This window comes from Streptomyces sp. NPDC029466 (assembly GCF_055574515.1).
On record NZ_JBVHZH010000020.1, the window covers coordinates 1 to 19,335 of the forward strand.

The 19,335-nt window shown below is 75.0% G+C and carries 15 protein-coding genes and 1 riboswitch; of the genes, 9 read left to right on the forward strand and 6 right to left on the reverse strand.

From position 1 onward, the window contains the following. Window positions 1-142: 142 nt before the first annotated feature. From ACZ4XD_RS16965 to ACZ4XD_RS16975, 3 genes are all read right to left on the reverse strand, one after another. Window positions 143-1,588: a hypothetical protein gene (locus tag ACZ4XD_RS16965; RefSeq protein ID WP_468042788.1), complete on the reverse strand. Its 1,446-nt coding sequence runs from the start codon at window positions 1,586-1,588 to the stop codon at window positions 143-145. 228 nt (window positions 1,589-1,816) lie between these two features. Then, a complete protein-coding gene (locus ACZ4XD_RS16970) occupies window positions 1,817-2,944 on the reverse strand; it encodes an alpha/beta hydrolase (protein ID WP_468042790.1) in 1,128 nt (375 codons plus the stop codon). Window positions 2,945-3,056: 112 nt separating this feature from the next. Then, the gene (locus tag ACZ4XD_RS16975; RefSeq protein WP_468042792.1) at window positions 3,057-3,725 is read right to left on the reverse strand and encodes a class II aldolase/adducin family protein; all 669 of its coding nucleotides are present in this window, start codon (window positions 3,723-3,725) and stop codon (window positions 3,057-3,059) included. Between the two features lie 387 nt (window positions 3,726-4,112). Here ACZ4XD_RS16975 and ACZ4XD_RS16980 point away from each other — a divergent pair, with 387 nt between their 5' ends. After that, window positions 4,113-5,405, forward strand: coding sequence for an inorganic phosphate transporter (locus ACZ4XD_RS16980; RefSeq protein ID WP_468042794.1), 1,293 nt, complete (start codon window positions 4,113-4,115; stop codon window positions 5,403-5,405). Between the two features lie 24 nt (window positions 5,406-5,429). Then, entirely contained in the window at window positions 5,430-5,666 is a 237-nt protein-coding gene (locus tag ACZ4XD_RS16985; RefSeq protein ID WP_468042796.1) for a hypothetical protein, read from the forward strand. Between the two features lie 46 nt (window positions 5,667-5,712). On the opposite strand, the gene ACZ4XD_RS16990 is transcribed toward ACZ4XD_RS16985, so the two are convergent. The 3 genes from ACZ4XD_RS16990 to ACZ4XD_RS17000 are packed head-to-tail and all read right to left on the reverse strand — an operon-like array spanning window position 5,713 to window position 10,195. After that, window positions 5,713-7,116, reverse strand: a complete 1,404-nt coding sequence (locus ACZ4XD_RS16990) for an extracellular solute-binding protein (protein WP_468042798.1) — start codon at window positions 7,114-7,116, stop codon at window positions 5,713-5,715. Then, entirely contained in the window at window positions 7,113-9,752 is a 2,640-nt protein-coding gene (locus ACZ4XD_RS16995) for a caspase family protein (RefSeq protein ID WP_468042800.1), read from the reverse strand. Before ACZ4XD_RS16995 ends, ACZ4XD_RS16990 begins: the two co-directional genes overlap by 4 nt. A 5-nt stretch (window positions 9,753-9,757) precedes the next feature. Further along, the gene (locus ACZ4XD_RS17000; protein ID WP_468042802.1) at window positions 9,758-10,195 is read right to left on the reverse strand and encodes an effector-associated constant component EACC1; all 438 of its coding nucleotides are present in this window, start codon (window positions 10,193-10,195) and stop codon (window positions 9,758-9,760) included. 203 nt (window positions 10,196-10,398) lie between these two features. Next, window positions 10,399-10,548, forward strand: a riboswitch (cobalamin riboswitch). A 153-nt stretch (window positions 10,549-10,701) separates the two neighbouring features. On the opposite strand from ACZ4XD_RS17000, the gene ACZ4XD_RS17005 reads away from it, so the two are divergent. From ACZ4XD_RS17005 to ACZ4XD_RS17035, 7 genes are all read left to right on the forward strand, one after another. Then, window positions 10,702-11,760 carry a cobalamin biosynthesis protein gene (locus tag ACZ4XD_RS17005; protein WP_468042804.1) on the forward strand — a complete coding sequence of 353 codons (1,059 nt, stop codon included), beginning with the start codon at window positions 10,702-10,704 and terminating at the stop codon, window positions 11,758-11,760. A gap of 82 nt (window positions 11,761-11,842) precedes the next feature. Further along, a complete protein-coding gene (locus tag ACZ4XD_RS17010) occupies window positions 11,843-13,414 on the forward strand; it encodes a cobyric acid synthase (RefSeq protein ID WP_468042806.1) in 1,572 nt (523 codons plus the stop codon). A 55-nt stretch (window positions 13,415-13,469) separates the two neighbouring features. Next, entirely contained in the window at window positions 13,470-15,584 is a 2,115-nt protein-coding gene (locus ACZ4XD_RS17015) for a putative cobaltochelatase (RefSeq protein ID WP_468042808.1), read from the forward strand. Continuing rightward, a complete protein-coding gene (cobO, locus tag ACZ4XD_RS17020) occupies window positions 15,584-16,180 on the forward strand; it encodes a cob(I)yrinic acid a,c-diamide adenosyltransferase (protein ID WP_042161622.1) in 597 nt (198 codons plus the stop codon). Before ACZ4XD_RS17015 ends, cobO begins: the two co-directional genes overlap by 1 nt. A gap of 16 nt (window positions 16,181-16,196) precedes the next feature. Beyond that, entirely contained in the window at window positions 16,197-17,594 is a 1,398-nt protein-coding gene (locus ACZ4XD_RS17025) for a cobyrinate a,c-diamide synthase (RefSeq protein ID WP_468042810.1), read from the forward strand. 202 nt (window positions 17,595-17,796) lie between these two features. Further along, a complete protein-coding gene (locus ACZ4XD_RS17030) occupies window positions 17,797-18,429 on the forward strand; it encodes a cobalamin biosynthesis protein (RefSeq protein ID WP_468042812.1) in 633 nt (210 codons plus the stop codon). Next, window positions 18,429-19,335 (forward strand): sirohydrochlorin chelatase (locus ACZ4XD_RS17035; RefSeq protein WP_468042814.1); only part of this gene is annotated, 907 nt, incomplete at its 3' end. The genes ACZ4XD_RS17030 and ACZ4XD_RS17035, both read left to right, overlap by 1 nt.

The window sequence follows — 19,335 nt, forward strand, 5'->3', positions numbered from 1 at the left end:
ACCCCGCCCCCCCCCCCCCCCCCCCCCCCCCCCCCCCCCCCCCCCCCCCCCCCCCCCCCCCCCCCCACACCCACAAACCACCCGCCCGCCGCAGGCGCAACGGCGAGAAACCACCACGGCGGGAAAGCCAAAAACGTGGGATTCAAACCCCACCCGTGTGGACCTGAAAGGCCGCCCTCCGCACCGCCTTCGCCAAGGCCGGGTCCGGGTGGGCCGCTGCCAAGGCGACCAGTACCTGCACCGTCCTGGGGTGGCCGACGGCGCGGACCTCCTCCAGGAGGCGTGGGACCGAGCCCTGGACCGCCGAGTCGAGGTGGCGGACGAGCAGCTGGGTCTCGCCGTGGTCGGCGACGGCTGCCGCGGTGTCCACCCACAGCCAGGTGGATTCCTCGCGGGTGAGGACATCGGGCGCGGTCTCCGGGTCGCCACCCTCGTGCTCGACCAGCCACAGCAGGGCGTACGGCCGCAGACCCGGCTCGTCGGCGGCGGCCCGTACGGCGGCCTCGGCCGGGGCGCCGACCGCCCGCAGGGCCTCGAAGGCCAGACCGCGCAGCAGCGCGTCCTCGCCGCGGGCCACGGTCAGCAGCTCCTCGACGGCCGCGCCGACGGAGCGGGCGGCGAGCCAGGCCCGGTATTCGGCGCGGGCCGGGCCCGGGGTGAGCCGGGCGCAGCCGCGCAGCATCGCCTCAGCGGACTGTTCGATATGGCCGGCCGGGCTCTGCGCGGCCACACAGATCTGCTCCAGCTTGACCCACACCGACCAGTTGCCGAGCGGCGTCAGCTGCGCCTCGGACGCGTCGTGGGCGGCCTCCGCGCCGTCCGGCGGTACCAGCGCGCCGACGGTCCGCAGGGCGTCCAGCGCCCAGTCCAGCAGCGCGGCCAGCGACGCCCCCGCGGCGTCGCCGGCGACCGCGGCCTCGTCGGCGCCGCCCGGGGCAGCCGGGTCCTGGCCGTAGGGGACCTCGCAGCGTTCGGTGCGCAGTTCGGCGACGCGCTGGTCGAGCATGTCGAGCAGTACCGGCAGCCGCACGGGACCGGCCGACAGATGCAGCAGGGACAGCAACTGCGGCAGCGCCTCGACGACTTCGGCGACTATCGCGGGGCCGGCGCCGGCCGGGGCGGGGCGGGCCAGCGACCAGGCGTCGAAGAGCGCGACCCAGCCGCGCAGCACGGCGGTGTCGTCGCGGTCCCAGGCCCGCAGCCGCCAGCCGGGGCGGGCGAGGCCGTCGTGGAGTTCGACGAGGCCGGCCAGCCGGGCCCGGTCCCAGTCGATGCGGACCTGGTGCGGCGTCAGGCCCAGGGCCTCGGCGGCGCGTTCCGCGGCGGCCTTCGGCAGCGCTCCGTCGGGACCGGCGCGCAGGCTGCCGCCGGCAGCGCCGGCACCGACGCTGTCGGCCCAGCGGGCGAGCCGGGCGGCGCCGGCCAGTACGGCACGGGCCTGGCGGGCCAGTTCCGCGGGCGGCGGCGTGCCCTCGGGCGGGCGGGGCGCCGGGCGCTTGGCCCGGGTTGTCACCGCCCGGCGGGCGGCCGCAACCGGTTGACGGGGGACGAGTCGGAGCCGGGAGTCGCGCGGAGTACGGGACGTCACAGGAGCAGTGTTGCCGCTGTCGGCCCGAAAGCCCAATCGGAACCCGGCTTGCGATCTGCCACGGCCGCGTCATCTCGCCGACCCATCCCTGATGAGGGGAGTTGTCCCCCCGTATACCCGGGAGATACCCGGGAGCCATCGGGGCGCCGGGGCCGGTGGAGGGGCGGCCCGCGGGAGCCCGCGTCGGTGACCGGCGGCCGGGCCGGGACGGTACTACGGGGTGCGGTGCTACATGAGCGGGGTGAGGAAGCGCCGCAGCGCTTCTTCGTAGCCCGAGGGGTCGGCGTTCCACATCGCGGCGTGCGGGGCGTGCGGGACCGGCTGCAGCGTGACCAGGTCGGCCCGGCGGGCGGCGAAGGAGCGGGACGCGGTCCAGGGGGCGATCAGGTCGTCCGGTCCGTGGAAGAGCAGCGTGGGAATCTCCAGCTCGTCCGGGTCGACGGCGTAGGCGGGATGGCCGAGGGGCACTCCGGTGCTGCCCTCGGCGGCGCGTACCACCAGCGGCAACAGGGCGCGCGGGATCCGCCGGGCGCCGGCCAGCGCACGGACCGTGGCGTTCCGGTCGAGGACCGGGGAGTCCAGGACCAGGCCGCTGATCCGGTCGCGGAGCGCGGAGTGGGTGGCGGCGCGCAGTGCCATGGTCGCGCCGGTGGACCAGCCGTGGAGGACGACGTTCCGGGCGCCGTAGCGCAGGGCGTAGCGGATCGCCGCGTCGAGGTCGCGCCATTCGGTGTCGCCGAGGTGGTTGACGCCGTCGGCGGTGCGCGGGGCGCCGCGGTCGTTGCGGTAGGACAGGTCGAGGACCGGCAGCCGGTGGCGGTGCAGGAACGGCATGACCACCATGGGGTGTTCGCGGGTGGTGCCCAGGCCGTGTGCGGTGATGACCCAGGTGTCGCGGACGCCGGGGACGAACCACGCCGGGAGGGCGCCGAGTTCGCCGGGGATGTCGACGTCGGCGTAGTCGAGGCCGAGGGTGTCCCGGGGGTTGCCGAGGTGCACCTGGGGGGTGAGCCGCATCCGGTTGCCCGGCCCGAGGGTGCCGTGGGTGACCCGTACCAGGCGGCGGACGACCGCGTCGGCGGGGTGCGGGACGCCGTGGACGACATCGCCGAGCACCGCGTGGCAGCCGGAGCCGGTGAGCCCGTATGTGCCGGGCCGCAGGGACGCGAAGCTGCGGGTGAGGGCGATGCGCTCCTCGGTGGCGGAGTGCACGGTGAGGCGGGAGTCGCCCGGGAAGGGCTGGTCCGGCGATGGTTTCAGGGCAATGTCACTGGCGTACCGGCCGACCGCCACGGCGGCCGCCCCGGCACCTATCACGGTGATGGCGGCCACGGCCGCCGCAGTACCCAGGCGCACCTCACCAGTGTGCGCAGCGGTGCCGGGGGCGGCCACCGGGCGGAGTCGGGCGGGTGACCGGGCGGGCCCGGGGCGGCGGACGGGGTACGGGCCGCCGCCCCCAGGCGGGCGGTCAGCCCTGGCCGCGGCCCGGCTGGCCGTAGCCGTGCAGCCGGCCGGCGGCCGCGTCGAGCTGCCCGGCGGACAGCAGGTTCGGCGTACGGCCCGGTACGGAGCTCGCGGCGAGCCACACCCGGCACATCCATTCCAGCTGGGCGGTGCGGTCCAGCGCCTGGTCGAGGCTGTCGCCGTAGGTGATCGTGCCGTGGTTCTCCAGCAGGCAGCCGGTGCGGTCGCGGAGCGCCTCGCGCATGTTGGCGGCGAGCTCGTCGCTGCCGTACAGGGCGTAGGGGGCGACGCGGACGGGGCCGCCGAGCGCCGCGGCCATGTAGTGGACCGGCGGGAGTTCGGGGACCAGGGTGGAGACGGCGGTGGCGTACGGGGCGTGGGTGTGGACGACGGCGGTGGCCGTGGTGGTGCGGTAGACCGTCAGATGCATCGGGAGTTCGCTGGTCGGCCGGAGCGCGCCGATGATCTGGCGGCCTTCGAGGTCGACCGCGGTGGTGTCGCCGGGGCCGAGCCGGTCGTAGGGGACGCCGCTGGGGGTGACCAGGACCAGGTCCCTGATACGGCGCGAGACATTGCCCGAGGTGCCGACGACCAGGCCGTCGGTGACCGTTCGGCGGGCGGTGGCGACCAGTTCGCTCCAGGCGGCGGCGAGGTCGTCGGGGTGGTCCTTCATGGGTCCTCCGGCGCGGTGCGGCGAAAGCGGATGTGGTGCGCGACACCGTACGAGCGGGCCGGGGCACCGTACGCCGTGGGCCCGCCCGCAGGATATCCGCCATCAGGGGACACCTGTGCGGATGCCGGGTATTGACCTGATTTCAACCCTCTTGGGCGGCTCGCCCCTTAGCGTCGAGGGGAATCCACGACAAGCAGGGCCGCGGGGAACGGCTCGTCGGCGAAGCGCAGGAAGTTCGCCAACGGGTGATGCGGAAGTGACGCCGGAGGCGCCTCCGCGTGAACACTGCGGTGGTGTCACCGACGCGCCCGTCCCAGTTCATCTTCCGTTCACCCGCTCTCCGTACGGTCCCAGCGACACTGACCTTCGAACTGATTGCCTGGGTGAATGGAACACATCACGCTTCTCATCGGGATCGTGATCGTCACGGCCTTGGTGTTCGACTTTACGAACGGCTTCCACGACACGGCCAACGCGATGGCCACCACCATTTCCACCGGGGCATTGCGACCCAAGACCGCGGTGGCGATGTCGGCAGTCCTCAACCTCGTCGGCGCCTTCCTTTCCGTTGAGGTGGCCAAGACCATCTCCGGGGGGATCATCGACGAGAGCGCCGGCATCAGACCTGAAGTGATCTTCGCCGGCCTGGTCGGCGCGATCGTCTGGAACCTGCTGACCTGGCTCGCGGGTCTCCCCTCCAGCTCTTCCCACGCCCTCTTCGGCGGTCTGATCGGCGCGACCCTGGTGTCCGTCGGCACCAACGGCGTGCACGGCGACGCGGTCGTGATGAAGGTCCTGATCCCGGCGGTGGCCGCACCGGTCGTCGCGGGCCTGGCCGCCATGGCGGCGACCCGGCTCACCTACCGGCTGACCCGCAACCGCGACGAGGCGGACACCGCCAAGGGCTACCGCGCGGGGCAGATCGCCTCCGCCGCCCTGGTCTCCCTCGCCCACGGCACCAACGACGCACAGAAGACGATGGGTGTGATCACGCTCGCGCTGATCACCGGCGGAGTGGTCGCCCCGCACGCCGACCCGCCGCTGTGGGTCATCGCCTCGGCCGGTGTCGCCATCGCGCTCGGCACGTACCTGGGCGGCTGGCGGATCATCCGCACGATGGGCAAGGGCATCACCGACATCCAGCCGCCGCAGGGCTTCGCCGCCCAGACCGGCGCCGCGGCCACCATCCTGGCCTCCTCGCACCTCGGCTTCGCGCTCTCCACCACCCAGGTCTGCTCCGGCTCCGTGATGGGCTCGGGCCTGGGTCGCAAGGGCGGCGTGGTGCGCTGGTCCACGGCCGGCCGGATGGTCCTGGCCTGGGGCCTGACGCTGCCGGCCGCCGGTGCGGTCGCCGCGGGCGCCGCCTTCCTCGCCGGTCAGGGCGACTGGGGCGTGGCGGCGGTGGCGGTCCTCGGACTGGGCATCTGCGGCGCGATCTGGGCCGCCTCCCGGCGCAAGCCGGTCGACCACACCAATGTCAACGAGGGTCCCGCCGCCGAGCCGGCGGGCGTGGTGACCGCCGCGCTGCGCACCGTCTCCCCGCCCCCGGCGGGCCAGCAGAACCCGGAGGCCGACGCCGCTTCCGCCGAGGCCCCGGAAACCGCCGGGATTCCGGCTCAGGCGTCCGGCGCCGACACCCCCACCACCCCGCGTGCCAAGGCCGCGACGGTCACCCGCTAGCTGTCATCCCGTAAGGAAAACTCCATGAGCATCGACTGGGCAGCTCTCGGCCAGGTCTTCGGCGTCACCCTCGTGGTGACGGTCGGGATCGTGGGCCTGTTCACCGTCGGCATCGCCGGCACGTCCCGCAAGGCGGGCCAGGAGGGTGCGGCCGCCGCGGTCGCCCTACCGGGCGCGGGCGCGCGGGCCGGCGCGATGGCCGCCTTCGGCCTCTGCGCGGTGGCGGTGGCCTATGGCATCTATCTGATCGTGGCCGGCTGACCCGCCGCCACGACGGACCGGGCGAGGCGCCCGGCGGACCACGGCATCAGCCGTCGTCCGCCGGGCGCCTCGTGCGTTGTTCGCCCCGGCCGCCGAGCGCGTCATCGGCCTCCCGGGCCAGCCGGTCGGCGATGGCGGTGCCGCCGGTGCCGTTGAGATAGGCGGACACCCCGATCTGTACGACCTTGCTGAAGGTCTGGTAGTGGGCGCTGCGCGGGCGCGGTGCGGCCGCCATCAGCGCCGCGTGCAGGGTGCGGGGGTCGGGCCGGGGCTCCGGCCGCCCCGTGGCACCGTGCTCACCGCGTTCGGCGTCGCCGGGCGGCAGCGGGCAGTGCGGTGCGGTGGCCGCCTCCCGGTAGGCCGAGTCGCGGGTGGCCGCGAACCCCCGCTCCAGCAGACAGCGTTCGCTGCCGGGGCCGGTCAGCGCCTCGATCAGGGACCGGGCGCCGGCCGGCCGTGTGCTGCCGGCCGCGAGGGCGAGGTTCTGCCCGCCCAGCACGGACATCCGTTTGCCGTCGCTGGGGCGGGCCGGCAGCTGGGTGACGTCGAACTGCTCGCCGGGCGTGAGCTTCTCGGCGACCGAGGCGTATTCGACCGGCCAGTTGCGCATGAACAGCGCGCGGCCGTCGGCGAACCAGCGGCGGCTCTCGGTCTCGTCCATCGTGGTGGCCTCGTGCGGCATGATCGAGTCGAGCCGGAGTTTGAGGTCGGCGATGCCCTGCTGGAGCGCGCCGACCTGCTCGCCCTTGGTGAAGCTGGTGGCGTCCGGGTCGCCGCCGTTGACCCAGGCCGACTCCAGGGTGTTGACGGTCAGCCCCTCGTAGGGCCGCAGCTGGGCGACCATGCCGTACATCCTGGGCCGCTGCTTCTTGTGGCCTCTGGCGGCGTCCCTGGCGGCCTCGCGGTTGTAGTCCTGGGCCACTTCGGTCGCCACGTCCTTCAACTCGCCCCAGTTGGACGGGGCGCCATGGCCGTACGCGCGAAGGATGTCCTTGCGGTAGTAGAGCAGCCCGGCGTCGGTGTTGAAGGGCACGCCCCACACCTTGCCGTCGTACTCCACCGTCTTGGCCACGCTGTCGAGGAAGTCGCCGTCCAGGGCCGTGGCCCAGGGGCGGATCACGCCCGCCTCGGCGAACTCCGCGGTCCAGGCGACATCGAGGTTGAGCACGTCGTAGCCGCCGCTGCCGGACTGGCCCGCCGCCAGCAGCTGGCTGCGCTGGCCGTCGGCGGTGTCCGGGAGTCTGACGATCCGGACCGTACGGCCGGTGCGCCGCTCCCAGTCGTGGATCAGGTCCTGGCGGACACCGGAGCTGCTGAGGTCGCTGCCGGTGGCGAGGACGATCGCGCCCTTCTCCGGGACGAGTTGCTCCCCCGGGGTGCAGCCGCCGGCCGCGAGCGTCAGGGCGAGGCAGGCCAGGGCGGCGGGTGCGGCGGTGCGTGGCGCGGTCATCGGTCCCCCTTCGTGGCCGTGCCGATGGAGGCGATCCGGCCGGCCAGGGTGTCGACGGCCTGCGGGCCGCCGGGCACGCACTGGCCGTGGGAGGCGTCGGCCAGCCGCTGGAGGGCGAAGGTGTCACAGCCGTTCCTGCCCAGCGCCAAGACCAGGACGGGCACTTCGGGCCCCTCCTCGACGAGGGTGCCGAGGGTCCGCTCCACGCCCGCCGCGCGCCCCGGGCCCGCGCCGTCGTCCTGGTCGAGGATCAGCACGATGGCCTTGTTGGTGGCCGGGGACTTCTTCATCCGGCGCACCGCGCGGGTCAGCGCCTCCTCCATCGCGGCACCGTGCTCGACCAGTTCACCGCCCGCGATCCGGTCCAGTGCGGCCCGGCCCGGTGCCGGGTCGGCCCTGCCGGGCGGGACGAGCTCACGCACCGCGTCGGCGTCGGTGGGGTGCGCGCGGTCCGGGAACGCCCACAGGCCGTAGGTGTGGCGGGTGCCGACCATCTCCAGGACCCGCCCGGCCGCGCGCAGGGCGGTCGGCAGCCGGCCGCCGTCGGCCATGGAGGTGGAGGTGTCGAGGAGGATCAGCACCTGGCTGGACTTCTGGGCCTTGTCGTAGCCGTCCAGCACCTGGGACACCTGGTCCGGGTGCGCTCCGAAGGGGACGGTGGGGGCGAGGAGGCTGACGTCCGCGCGGCTGTCGAGCAGCGGTGAGCCGGCCCCCGGGCCGGTGCCGTGCACGCCGCGGTAGCCCTGGGCGGTGAGGGTGCGCTGGCCGCCGTCCGCGGCGCGCAGCCAGGTCGCGAAGCCCGCCACGGCGGCCTGCCGTGGGGTGGCGTCTTGGGTGCCGTGCCAGTCGACCCGGATCAGGGGGTGGTCGAGGGCGGGGACGTGCCGGGGGTAGTAGGCGACGTAGCGGTTGCGGAGCGGGAGCGGGGCGTCCAGGGCCGGGCAACTGCCGGTGGCGCGGCCGAGGTTGTAGTCGGCGAGGGACTTCTCCGACACCAGCGGCGCGGACTTCGTACGGTCGACGGAGCCGGCGGCGTCCGCGTCGGGGCGCAGTGAACACAGCAGTTCGGTGCTGCCCGCGTACTGGCTGCCGGGGGCGGACAGCCGCTCCTCGGCGTGCCGGGCCAGGGTGGGGTCGGGCGCGCCGGAGGAGGCGGCGTCCGCGCCGTCGTGGGTGAGGTAGAGGCCGAGGGTGTGCAGCAGTCCGGTGCCGGACAGCACCGGGCTCGGCCGCAGCAGCCGGAGGTCGCGGTGGGTGCGGTCGGTGCCGGTGAGCAGCTCCCGCCAGGAGGCGCCGGCCGGTTCGACGTCGTCCAGCCGCCGGTGTGCCGGGATGCCGACGACCAGGGGCGTGTAGGCGACCGGGGCGCTGTAGTGCAGGGTCGCCGGGGAGCCCTTGGCGGGCATCCCGCGGCGGGCTTCGTAGTAGTCGGCGGTGGATTCCGGGATCCATATGTCGGGCTGGGGTCCGGGCCGGTAGAGGGGGTCGATGCCCTTGTCGGTGCCCTTGTCGTCGTCCGGCCCGTCCTTGGCGGTGCCGTGGGCCTCGCCCTGCCAGCGGTCGGCGGCGGCGAAGCCCTGGTCGACCTGGTCCTTGGCGGCGGAGTAGACGGTGATCTGGGCGCGCCGGCAGCCGTCGGGGAGGTCGCCCTCGCCGTCGAGGGGCCGGGTGTTGGCGGCGGACATCTCGTAGTCGAAGGCCGCCTGGCGCAGCGCGGGTTCGGCCTCGGGGGCGGTGAGCAGCCGCAGTTCGAGGGCGGGCGGGCAGGCTTCGGCGCCGCCCGGGAGGTTCAGCAGGACGACGCCGGCGGTGGCCGGTACGGCGATGATCGCCAGCACCATCAGGATACGGAACCAGTGCCGGAAGGAGGTGTTCAGCCGGCGCCGTAATCGGATCCGCAGCGGGGTGGGCGGCCGGACGCCGGGGGTGGCGAAGGACAGGATGACGTCGTCGACGGTGTTCTGCTTGGCCGAGCGGGGCTCCCAGACGTCGCCCATCGGGGTCCGCTCGCCGGCCAGTTGGTCCCGCAGCTCGCGGACGAGGTCCTCGAAGGTGACGAACCGCTTGCCGGGGATGCCCTGTTCCAGGATCTGCCGCAGGGCGCGGGTGAAGACACTGCCGCCGGTGGGCTCCTCGCCGCTGAAGATCCGGCGGTTGGGCTGTGCGGCCATCAGCAGCGAGGTGGGGGTGCGGCAGGCGTGGAAGGCCTCCCCGGCGTTGCCGGCGTAACAGCACTCCAGGACGATCACGATCCGGTCGGCCCGCGCGTTGTCCAGGTAGGACAGCACCGTGTCCTGCCAGGAGACGGTTTTGTGCCGCCGTTCCGAGGCACCGACCATGAGCTGGAGATTGCCGCCGTCCGGGCCCACCCGGCCGTGGCCGGAGAAGTACACCAGCAGCAGCCCGCGGGCCTCCTGGGTGACGGCGTCCAGGGCCTGTTCGACCTCCCAGGGCTCCTGGGGCCGGCAGATGACGACCTCGCCCTTGGTGAAGAGGTCGGTGCCGGGGGCGAGCAGGACGCGTTCGAGTTCCCCGGGGTTGTCCCGCACCGCGGGCAGCGGCCGCAGGTGGCGGTAGTCGTCGACACAGATCAGCAGGGCCCGGTTGACCTTGCCCCGTGCGTCGTATTCGGACATCCGGCTCAGTCCCCGGCGGTGCTGCCGCCCCCGTTCGCCGGGCTGCCGGGATCGGGGCGTTCAGGAGCCGCGGCGCCCGGTCCCGCTTCGCCCAGCGCGCGCAGCTCGCCGTCCCCGCCGCCGACCGCCACGGCGGGCCGTTCGCCGGTGTCGCGTTCCTCCCTGCGGCGGCGCAGCCACTCGCGCAGGGCGATGCTCAGGCCCTTGGTGATCTCGGCGGCGACCGCGCCGACGACGACGAGGATCAGGTCGTCGACGCCGATGGCCATGTCGCCGGGTCCGTCGTCGCGCTCCTCCGCCGGCCGCAGCTCCCAGTCGTGCGACCGCCGGTTCAGCCAGGGCTCGCGCTCCAGCCACGCCTTGAGGTCCTCGACGTCCTGGTCAGGATTGTTGGTGCCCGTGATCCTGATACGGATCTCATGACGGTCAGCGCGCTGCGGCATCCCCCGGCCCCCTTCCGGCGGCCCCTTCGCCGCCGTGCACCAGATAGTGACGCGGGATCAGGTGCGCGGGCAACCGTCCGTGACCCCTCAGCCACGCTGTGGCGTGCGCCACAGCGCCTGCCACAGGGCAGCGTCGCAGGTCAAGGGTGAGTTGACGGCGTTCGCGGGGCGTGGTGGACTGCCGGAGCCAATCGGCGACAGCAGAGGAAGTCCGGTGCGAATCCGGCGCGGTCCCGCCACTGTCACCGGGGAGCGTTCCTCCAGCGAAGGCCACGGTCCGCCTCGCATGCGTCGGATGACGTACGCGGGACTGGAAGGCCGGAGGACACGCCGATCCGGGAGCCAGGAGACTCTGGTCGCCGTCACGTCGAGCCAGGGCGCGGACCCTGAGTGAGGACATACCGCCATGCCCGGCCGCCCCTTGAGATCGCCACTGCCCACCGCCGCAGGGCTCCTTCGGGGCCGGGCGGGACAGCACGGACGCCTTCGCACGGCGGTCTGACCCGATGCGCGGCGAACACGCGGGATATGTGTACGGCGCGGCCCTCGGCTTTCTCGGCGACCTGATCGCGGCGGATCCGCGGCGCGGCCATCCGGTGGCCGCGTTCGGCCGGGCCGCGGGTGCCGTCGAACGCCGGCTGTGGCGCGACCACCGCGGTTACGGGGCGGCTCATGCCGTGCTGTGTGCGGGCGGAGCCGCTGCCGGTGCGGCGCTGTTGGAGCGCGCTGTGCGGGGCACTGCTCCCGCTTCTTTGCTGTCGCTCCGTGGTGGCGCCGGGGTCGCGCTGACCGCGGCGACGGTCTGGGCCGTGCTGGGCGGCACCTCGCTCGGCCGGGAGGCGCGGGCCGTCGGCGGGGCGCTGACGGCGGGTGACCTGGACGTGGCACGGGAGCGGCTGCCGCATCTGTGCGGGCGCGATCCGCAGGCGCTGGACGGGCCGCAGATGGCCCGTGCGGTGGTGGAGTCGGTCGCCGAGAACACCTCCGACGCGGTGGTGGGTGCCCTGGTGTGGGGCGCGCTGGGCGGGGTGCCCGGTCTGGTGGCGTTCCGCGCGGTGAACACCCTGGACGCGATGGTGGGGCACAAGTCGCCGCGCTACCGCCGTTTCGGCTGGGCCGCGGCCCGGCTCGACGATCTCGCCGGCTGGCCCGGCTCCCGGCTGACCGCCGCGCTGACCGTACTCGCGGGCCCCGACCGGCGCGGTGCGCTGCGGGCCTGGCGGGCGGACGGCGGGGCGCATCCGAGCCCCAACGCGGGCCCGGTGGAGGCGTCGTTCGCGGGTGCGCTGGGCGTACGGCTGGGCGGCACGCTGGCGTACGGCGGGCGGGTGGAACACCGTCCGGTGCTCAACGGCGCGGCGCCGCAGGTGGCGGTGCCGGACATCGAACGGGCGGTGCGGCTCTCCCGCCGGGTGAGCGCGCTGGCACTGGTGACGACGGTGGCCGCGCGGGCCGCGGTCGGCGTGGCGCGGGCGGCGGTGGCCCGTGGGGCGGTCGCTCGTGGGGCCGGGGGGCGCGGGCGTACGGCGGGATGGGTATGCGGGCGTAAGGCGGGCCCGGTATGAGGCCGTCCGTTTTTTCCCCGCCGCCCACCCCCCTTCGGGGGGTGGGCGGGTGTAGTGACCCGAAGTCCAGGAGGAGGACCCGGTGAACGGGCGGTTGAAGGCAGCCGGCGGGGCGGTCGGCGGTGGCCTGTTGGTGGCCGGTACGACGTCCGACGCCGGTAAGAGCGTGGTGACGGCGGGGATCTGCCGCTGGCTGGTCCGGCAGGGCGTCCGGGTGGCGCCCTTCAAGGCACAGAACATGTCGCTGAATTCGTTCGTCACGCGCGAGGGCGCGGAGATCGGACGGGCCCAGGCGATGCAGGCCGCCGCGGCGCGGGTGGAGCCCACCGCGCTGATGAACCCGGTCCTGCTCAAGCCGGGCAGTGACCGCAGCAGCCAGGTGGTGCTGCTGGGGAAGCCGGTGGGCGAGCTCAGCGCCCGCGGGTACTTCGGGGGGACGTCCCAGGGGAAGGCGCAGTACGCGGGCCGCCGGGAGCAGTTGCTCGGCACGGTGACCGACTGCCTCCAGGAGCTGCGGCGTACCCATGACGCGGTGATCTGTGAGGGCGCCGGCAGTCCCGCCGAGATCAATCTGCGGCGTACCGACATCGTGAACATGGGCCTCGCACGGGCCGCCCGTATCCCGGCGGTCGTGGTCGGTGACATCGACCGCGGCGGGGTGTTCGCCTCGTTCTTCGGCACCACCGCGCTGCTGTCCAAGGAGGACCAGGCGCTGGTCGCCGGGTATCTGGTCAACAAGTTCCGGGGTGATGTGACGCTGCTGGAGCCGGGGCTGGAGATGCTGCGCGGCCTGACCGGGCGGCAGACGCTGGGCGTGCTGCCCTTCGCGCACGGGCTCGGCATCGACGAGGAGGACGGCCTGAGGGTGTCGCTGCGCGGGGCGGTGCGCGAGAGCGTGGTCGCGCCGCCGCACGGCGCGGATGTGCTGCGGGTGGCGGTCTGTGCCGTGCCGCTGATGTCGAACTTCACGGACGTGGACGCGCTGGCCGCCGAACCGGGCGTGGTGGTGCGGTTCGTGGACCGGCCCGAGGAGTTGGCCGACGCCGACCTGGTGGTGCTGCCGGGGACCCGGGGCACCGTCCGGGCGCTGGCGTGGCTGCGGGAGCGCGGCCTGGCGGACGCGATCGCCCGGCGGGCCGCCGAGGGGCGCCCGGTGCTGGGTATCTGCGGCGGCTTCCAGATGCTGGGCGAGCGCATCGAGGACGAGATCGAGTCGAAGGCGGGCGTGGTCGACGGGCTGGGCCTGCTGCCCGTACGGGTGCGGTTCGCGGCGGAGAAGACGCTGGCGCGGCCGGCCGGTACGGCGCTGGGCGAGCCGGTGGAGGGGTACGAGATCCACCACGGTGTCGCCGAAGTGAGCGGCGGGGACCAGGAGTTCCTGGACGGTTGCCGGGTTGGCTCCGTATGGGGCACGCACTGGCACGGCTCGCTGGAGAGCGACGGCTTCCGCCGGGCCTTCCTGCGGCGGGTCGCGGCGGACGCGGGCCGGGCGTTCGTCCCGGCCCCCGACACCCGTTTCGGGGTGCTGCGCGAGGAACAGCTGGACCGGCTGGGCGATCTGATCGAGGAGCACGCGGACACCGCCGCGCTGCTGCGGCTGATCGAGGAAGGGGTGCCGGAGGGACTGCCGTTCGTCCCTCCGGGGGCGCCATGAGGGGTACACACACGACGAATCCGGAGCTCGACGGCGACGTGGAGGACGACACAGCATGACGACCGCGCACAACACCACCCCGCAGTACCCCTTCACCGCGGTGGTCGGGATGGAAGATCTGCGGCTCGCGCTGCTGCTGAACGCGGTGAGCCCCGCGGTCGGCGGCGTGCTGGTCCGCGGCGAGAAGGGCACCGCCAAGAGCACCGCCGTCCGGGCGCTGTCGGCGCTGATGCCGGCCGTGGACGTGATCAGCGGCTGCCGCTTCGCCTGCGCCCCGGCCGCGCCGGACCCCGGCTGCCCCGACGGGCCGCACGGGACCGGCGGCGTCGAGGAGCGCCCGACGCGGATGGTCGAACTCCCCGTCGGCGCCTCCGAGGACCGGCTGGTCGGCGCGCTGGACATCGAGCGGGCGCTGTCGGAGGGCGTGAAGGCCTTCGAGCCGGGCCTGCTGGCGGACGCGCACCGCGGCATCCTGTACGTCGACGAGGTCAATCTGCTCCATGACCACCTCGTGGACCTGCTGCTGGACGCCGCCGCCATGGGCGCCTCGTACGTGGAGCGCGAGGGGGTCTCCGTACGCCACGCGGCCCGTTTCCTGCTCGTCGGGACGATGAACCCCGAAGAGGGCGAGCTGCGGCCGCAGTTGCTGGACCGGTTCGGGCTCACGGTCGAGGTCGCCGCCTCGCGCGAGCCCGACGAGCGGGTGGCGGTCGTCCGGCGCCGGCTGGCCTACGACGCCGATCCGGCCGGTTTCGCGGCGGACTGGGCGGCCGAGGAGGACGCGCTGCGCGGGCGGATCGCCGCGGCCAGGGAGCTGCTGCCGCGGGTGACGCTGGGCGATGCGGCGCTCCGGCAGATCGCCGCGACCTGCGCCGCGTTCGAGGTGGACGGGATGCGCGCGGACATCGTGATGGCGCGTACCGCCACCGCGCTGGCCGCCTGGGCGGGGCGGACGGACGTCCTGGAGGAGGACGTGCGGCAGGCGGCGCTGCTGGCGCTGCCGCACCGCCGGCGCCGCAACCCCTTCGACGCCCCCGGCCTGGACGAGGACAAGCTCGACCGGACGCTGGAGGAGTTCGGCGCTGACGAGGGCGCGGACGGCGACGACGATCCGGAGCCGGACGGTCCGGACGGCGGTCCCGACGGGGGCGGACCGGACGGCGGCGGCCCGGAGGGCGGCGGGCATCCGCCCCGGGACGGCGGGCCGGACGAGGCGCCGCTTCCGCCGGAGGCCGAACTCCCCCACCAGCAGGACCGGGAGGCCCCGCGGACTCCGCAGGCCCCCGAGCCCGCGCCCGAGCCGGAGAGCGCGCCGCAGGGGGGCGCGGCCGGGGAGAAGGCGGCGGTCGGGGCCACCGAGCCGTTCAAGACCCGGCGCCTGGATGTGCCGGGCCTGGGCGAGGGCGCGGACGGCCGCCGCTCCCGGGCCCGTACCGCCCACGGCCGGACGACCGGCGCCCGCCGCCCCCAAGGCGCCCTGGGCAAGCTGCATCTGGCGGCGACCGTGCAGGCGGCGGCGCCGCACCAGCGGGCCCGCGGCCGCAGCGGGCGGGGACTGGTGGTGCGCCGGGACGATCTGCGCGAGGCGGTACGCGAGGGGCGGGAGGGCAATCTGGTCCTGTTCGTCGTGGACGCCTCCGGTTCGATGGCGGCGCGGAAGCGGATGAGCGCGGTCAAGGGCGCGGTGCTCTCGCTGCTGCTGGACGCCTACCAGCGGCGCGACAAGATCGGCCTGATCACCTTCCGCGGCACCGGCGCCGAGCTGGCCCTGCCCCCGACGTCCTCGGTCGAGGCGGGTGCGGCGCGGCTGGAGCAGCTGCCGACGGGCGGCCGTACGCCACTGTCCGAGGGCCTGCTGAAGGCCCATGAGGTGCTGCGGGTGGAGCGGATGCGGGATGCCTCGCGGCGGCCGCTGCTGGTGGTCGTGACCGACGGCCGGGCGACCGGCGGTCCGGAGCCCGTCGTCCGGGCCGCCCGCGCCGCCCGGCTGCTGGCCGGTGAGGGCACCGCGTCGGTGGTCGTGGACTGTGAGGCGGGCCCGGTGCGGCTGGGGCTGGCGGGCGAGCTGGCCCGGGAGCTCCAGGGCACCGCGATCACCCTCGACGAACTGCGCGCGGACAGTGTCTCCGCGCTCGTACGGACCGTGCAGGGCAACAGGAAGGCCGCGTAATGCCGCAGGGACAGCCGTCCGTCGTACCGAACGACGGGCTCACCACCCGCCAGCGCCGCAACCGTCCGCTGGTGTTCGTCCACACCGGCCAGGGCAAGGGCAAGTCCACCGCCGCCTTCGGGCTGGCGCTGCGCGCCTGGAACCAGGGCTGGCCGGTCGGGGTGTTCCAGTTCGTGAAGTCGGCGAAGTGGAAGGTCGGCGAGGAGCGGGCATTGAAGGTGCTCGGGGAGTCCGGTGAGGGCGGCACCGTCGCCTGGCACAAGATGGGCGAGGGCTGGTCCTGGGTCCAGCGCGACATCGCCTCCAGCGAGGACGCGGCGCGCGAGGGCTGGGAGCAGGTCAAGCGGGATCTGGCCGCGGAGACCTACAAGCTGCTGGTGCTGGACGAGTTCGCCTATCCGCTGAAGTGGGGCTGGATCGACACCGAGGAGGTGGTGTCGGTGCTGCGCGACCGCCCCGGTACGCAGCATGTCGTCATCACCGGGCGGAACGCCCCTGAGGCGCTGCTGGACTTCGCCGATCTGGTGACGGACATGACCAAGGTCAAGCACCCGATGGACACGGGCCAGAAGGGCCAGCGGGGCATCGAATGGTGAACAGGGAGCACAGCGCGTGAGCAGCGGGTCGATTCCGCGGCTGGTGATCGCCGCACCGTCGTCGGGCGCGGGCAAGACGACGGTGGCCACCGGCCTGATGGCGGCGTTCGCCGAGGCCGGGCTCACGGTGTCGCCGCACAAGGTGGGTCCCGACTACATCGACCCCGGCTACCACTCCCTGGCCACCGGCCGCCCCGGCCGCAATCTGGACGCCTACCTGTGCGGGCCGGAGCGGATCGCGCCGCTGTTCCTGCACGGTGCGGCGGGCGCCGATCTCGCCCTCGTCGAGGGCGTGATGGGGCTGTTCGACGGGGCGTCCGGGATGGGCGAGCTGTCCTCGACGGCGCATGTGGCGAAGCTGCTGCGGGCGCCGGTGGTGCTGGTGGTGGACGCGTCCTCGCAGTCCCGGTCGGTGGCCGCGCTGGTGCACGGCTTCGCCTCCTGGGACCCGGAGGTGCGGCTGGCCGGGGTGATCCTCAACAAGGTCGGCTCGGACCGCCACGAGGAGCTGCTGCGGGAGGCGATGGACTCCTCCGGTGTGCCGGTGCTGGGCGCCCTGCGCCGGGACGGACGGGCCGGTACGCCCTCCCGGCACCTGGGCCTGGTGCCGGTCGCCGAACGGCGGGCCGAGGCGGTGGAGTCGGTGGCCGAACTCGCCGCGCGCATCCGTGCGGGCTGCGATCTGGAGGCGCTGCTGGCGCTGGCACGTACGGTGCCGGAGCTGCCGGACGCGGCCTGGGACCCGGCGGCGCACCTCGCCCCGGCCGAAGGGGCGGCCGCCGCCCCGGAGAAGCCGCTGATCGCCGTCGCGGGCGGCGCCGCCTTCACCTTCTCGTACGCCGAACACGCCGAGCTGCTGGCCGCGGCGGGCGCCGAGGTGGCCCCGTTCGACCCGCTGCGGGACGAGCAACTGCCGCCCGGCACCCAGGGGTTGGTGATCGGCGGCGGCTTTCCCGAGATGTACGCGCCGGATCTGTCGGCGAACGCCCCGCTGCGCGCCGCGGTGGCCGCCCTGGCCGCCTCCGGGGCGCCGGTGTCCGCCGAGTGCGCCGGGCTGCTGTACCTCTCCCGGTCCCTGGACGGGAAGCCGATGTGCGGGGTGCTGCCCGCCGAGGCCCGGATGACCGAACGCCTCACCCTCGGCTACCGCGAGGCGGTGGCGCTGCGGGACAACGCGCTGGCCGCGGCCGGCACCCGGGTGCGCGGCCACGAATTCCACCGCACGGCGCTGGAGCCGGGCGCGGGCGCGGACCCGGCGTGGGGGCTGACGCATCCGGAGCGGCGGATCGAGGGCTTCGTGGCCGGCGGGGTGCATGCCTCGTATCTGCATGTGCACTGGGCCGCCGAACCGTCGCTGGCCGGGCGCCTGGTGGCGAGCGCGGCACGGAGCGGGGTTCCGGGCGGCGGCCGATGACCGGCGTGCGGCTGGTGGGTGGCGTGCGGCCGGTGGGTGGTGTACGGCCGGTGGGCGGGGGCAGGCACCCGGGCCGGGGCACCCGTTACCGGCCGGGGGCACCGGCCACCGACGGGGCGGGCGGGCAGACCGCGCTCCTGGAGGGGCGGCCCAGCCGGATCGCCCCCAGCCGGATCGCCCCCGGCCGGGGAGCCGTAGCGGTATGACGCGCCGGGCCCCCCACGAGACCCACGAGACCGACAAGACCGCCGAGACCGCCGGTGCCCCGGCGCCGCTGGTCGTCGGGGTGGGGGCGCGCCGTGGTGTGCCGGTGTCCGAAGTGCTGGAGCTGATCGTGGCCACCCGTGCGGCGGCGGGGTGTACGGACCGGCCGGTCGTCGCGCTGGCGACGGTCGCGGCCAAGGCGGCGGAGCCGGGCCTCATCGGGGCGGCCCGCCGGCTGGGGGTGCCGTTGCGGTCGTTCCCGGCGGCGGCCCTGGCGGCGGTGCCGGTGCCCGCTCCGTCCGGCACCGCGGCGGCCGCCGTCGGGACACCGAGCGTGGCCGAGGCGGCGGCGCTGCTGGCCGCCGGGCCGGGCGCGGAACTGCTGGCCGGCAAGCGGAAGTCGGCGCCGCGGGGCCGGCCGGCCGGGGCAACCTGTGCGCTGGCCGGGCCCGCTGTAACGGGGAGCGGTGCCCTTACCGCTGGTAGGGAGGGAGCGGCCACCGACCGCTCTTCCGCTGCGGATATCGTCATGACCTCCCCCAACCCGCCCCGCCGTGGCCCGGATCGGTGGACGGCGGTCGCCGGCGACCCGGCGCCCGGCAGCGGACCCACCGGTACCAAGGAGACCTAGTGACGACCTCTCCCGCACTGCTCATCGCCGGTCACGGCACCCGCGACGAAGGCGGGGCCGACGCCCTGCGCGCCCTGGTGCGTCTGCTCGCCGAACGCCACCCCGAGGTGCCGGTCGCCGGCGGGTTCTTCGGCGTCCCGGACTCGCCGCTGCCGCTGTCCGACGCCGTCGACGGGCTCGTCGGGCGGGGCGCGAACCGGCTCGCCGTCATACCCCTGCTCACGGCCCCGACGGGACCGGTCCCGGAGGCGCTGCCCACGGTGCTGGCGCGGGCGAGCGAGCGCCACCCGGGGCTCACCCATGTCTGCGGCGCCGAACTGGGGCCGCACCCCAGGCTGCTCGACGTACTGGAGCGGCGGCTGGACCAGGCACTGGGCAGCGGCGCCCGCACGCCCGCTGACCGGGCCCGCACCACGGTGCTGCTGGTGGGCCACGGCACGACCGATCCGTACGCCAATGCCGAGGTCGCGCGGGCCGCGCGGCTGCTGTGGGAGGGGCGCGGCTTCGCGGGCGTGGAGACCGCGTTCGTCTCGCAGGCGGCACCCGACGTCCCGGCGGGCCTGGACCGGTGCCGGGCGCTGGCGGGCGCCGGCGCACCGGGCCGGATCGTGGTGCTGCCCTACTTCCTGCTACCCGGCGGCCCGGTGGAGCGGCTGCACATGCAGGCCGAGGGCTGGGCCGCGGCACACCCCGGCACCGATGTCTTCGGCGCGACGGTGATCGGCCCGGAGCCCGAGGTGGCCGACGTGATCATGGAGCGCTACCGCGCGGCGGTGGCGGGCGAGCCGCCGCTCGGCTCCGGGGGGGGGGGGGGGGGGGGGGGGGGGGGGGGGGGGGGGGGGGGGGGGGGGGGGGGGGGGGGGGAGGGGGGGGGGGGGGGGGGGGGGGAGGGGGAGAGAGGGGAGG

Bases quoted from the DNA above. Each gene is read 5' to 3' on its own strand.
- ACZ4XD_RS16975 (WP_468042792.1), bottom strand. From the start codon at position 3,725: ATGAAGGACCACCCCGACGACCTCGCCGCCGCCTGGAGCGAACTGGTC.
- ACZ4XD_RS16980 (WP_468042794.1), top strand. From the start codon at position 4,113: ATGGAACACATCACGCTTCTCATCGGGATCGTGATCGTCACGGCCTTG.
- ACZ4XD_RS16985 (WP_468042796.1), top strand. From the start codon at position 5,430: ATGAGCATCGACTGGGCAGCTCTCGGCCAGGTCTTCGGCGTCACCCTC.
- ACZ4XD_RS16990 (WP_468042798.1), bottom strand. From the start codon at position 7,116: ATGACCGCGCCACGCACCGCCGCACCCGCCGCCCTGGCCTGCCTCGCC.
- ACZ4XD_RS16995 (WP_468042800.1), bottom strand. From the start codon at position 9,752: ATGTCCGAATACGACGCACGGGGCAAGGTCAACCGGGCCCTGCTGATC.
- ACZ4XD_RS17000 (WP_468042802.1), bottom strand. From the start codon at position 10,195: ATGCCGCAGCGCGCTGACCGTCATGAGATCCGTATCAGGATCACGGGC.
- ACZ4XD_RS17005 (WP_468042804.1), top strand. From the start codon at position 10,702: ATGCGCGGCGAACACGCGGGATATGTGTACGGCGCGGCCCTCGGCTTT.
- ACZ4XD_RS17015 (WP_468042808.1), top strand. From the start codon at position 13,470: ATGACGACCGCGCACAACACCACCCCGCAGTACCCCTTCACCGCGGTG.
- cobO (WP_042161622.1), top strand. From the start codon at position 15,584: ATGCCGCAGGGACAGCCGTCCGTCGTACCGAACGACGGGCTCACCACC.
- ACZ4XD_RS17030 (WP_468042812.1), top strand. From the start codon at position 17,797: ATGACGCGCCGGGCCCCCCACGAGACCCACGAGACCGACAAGACCGCC.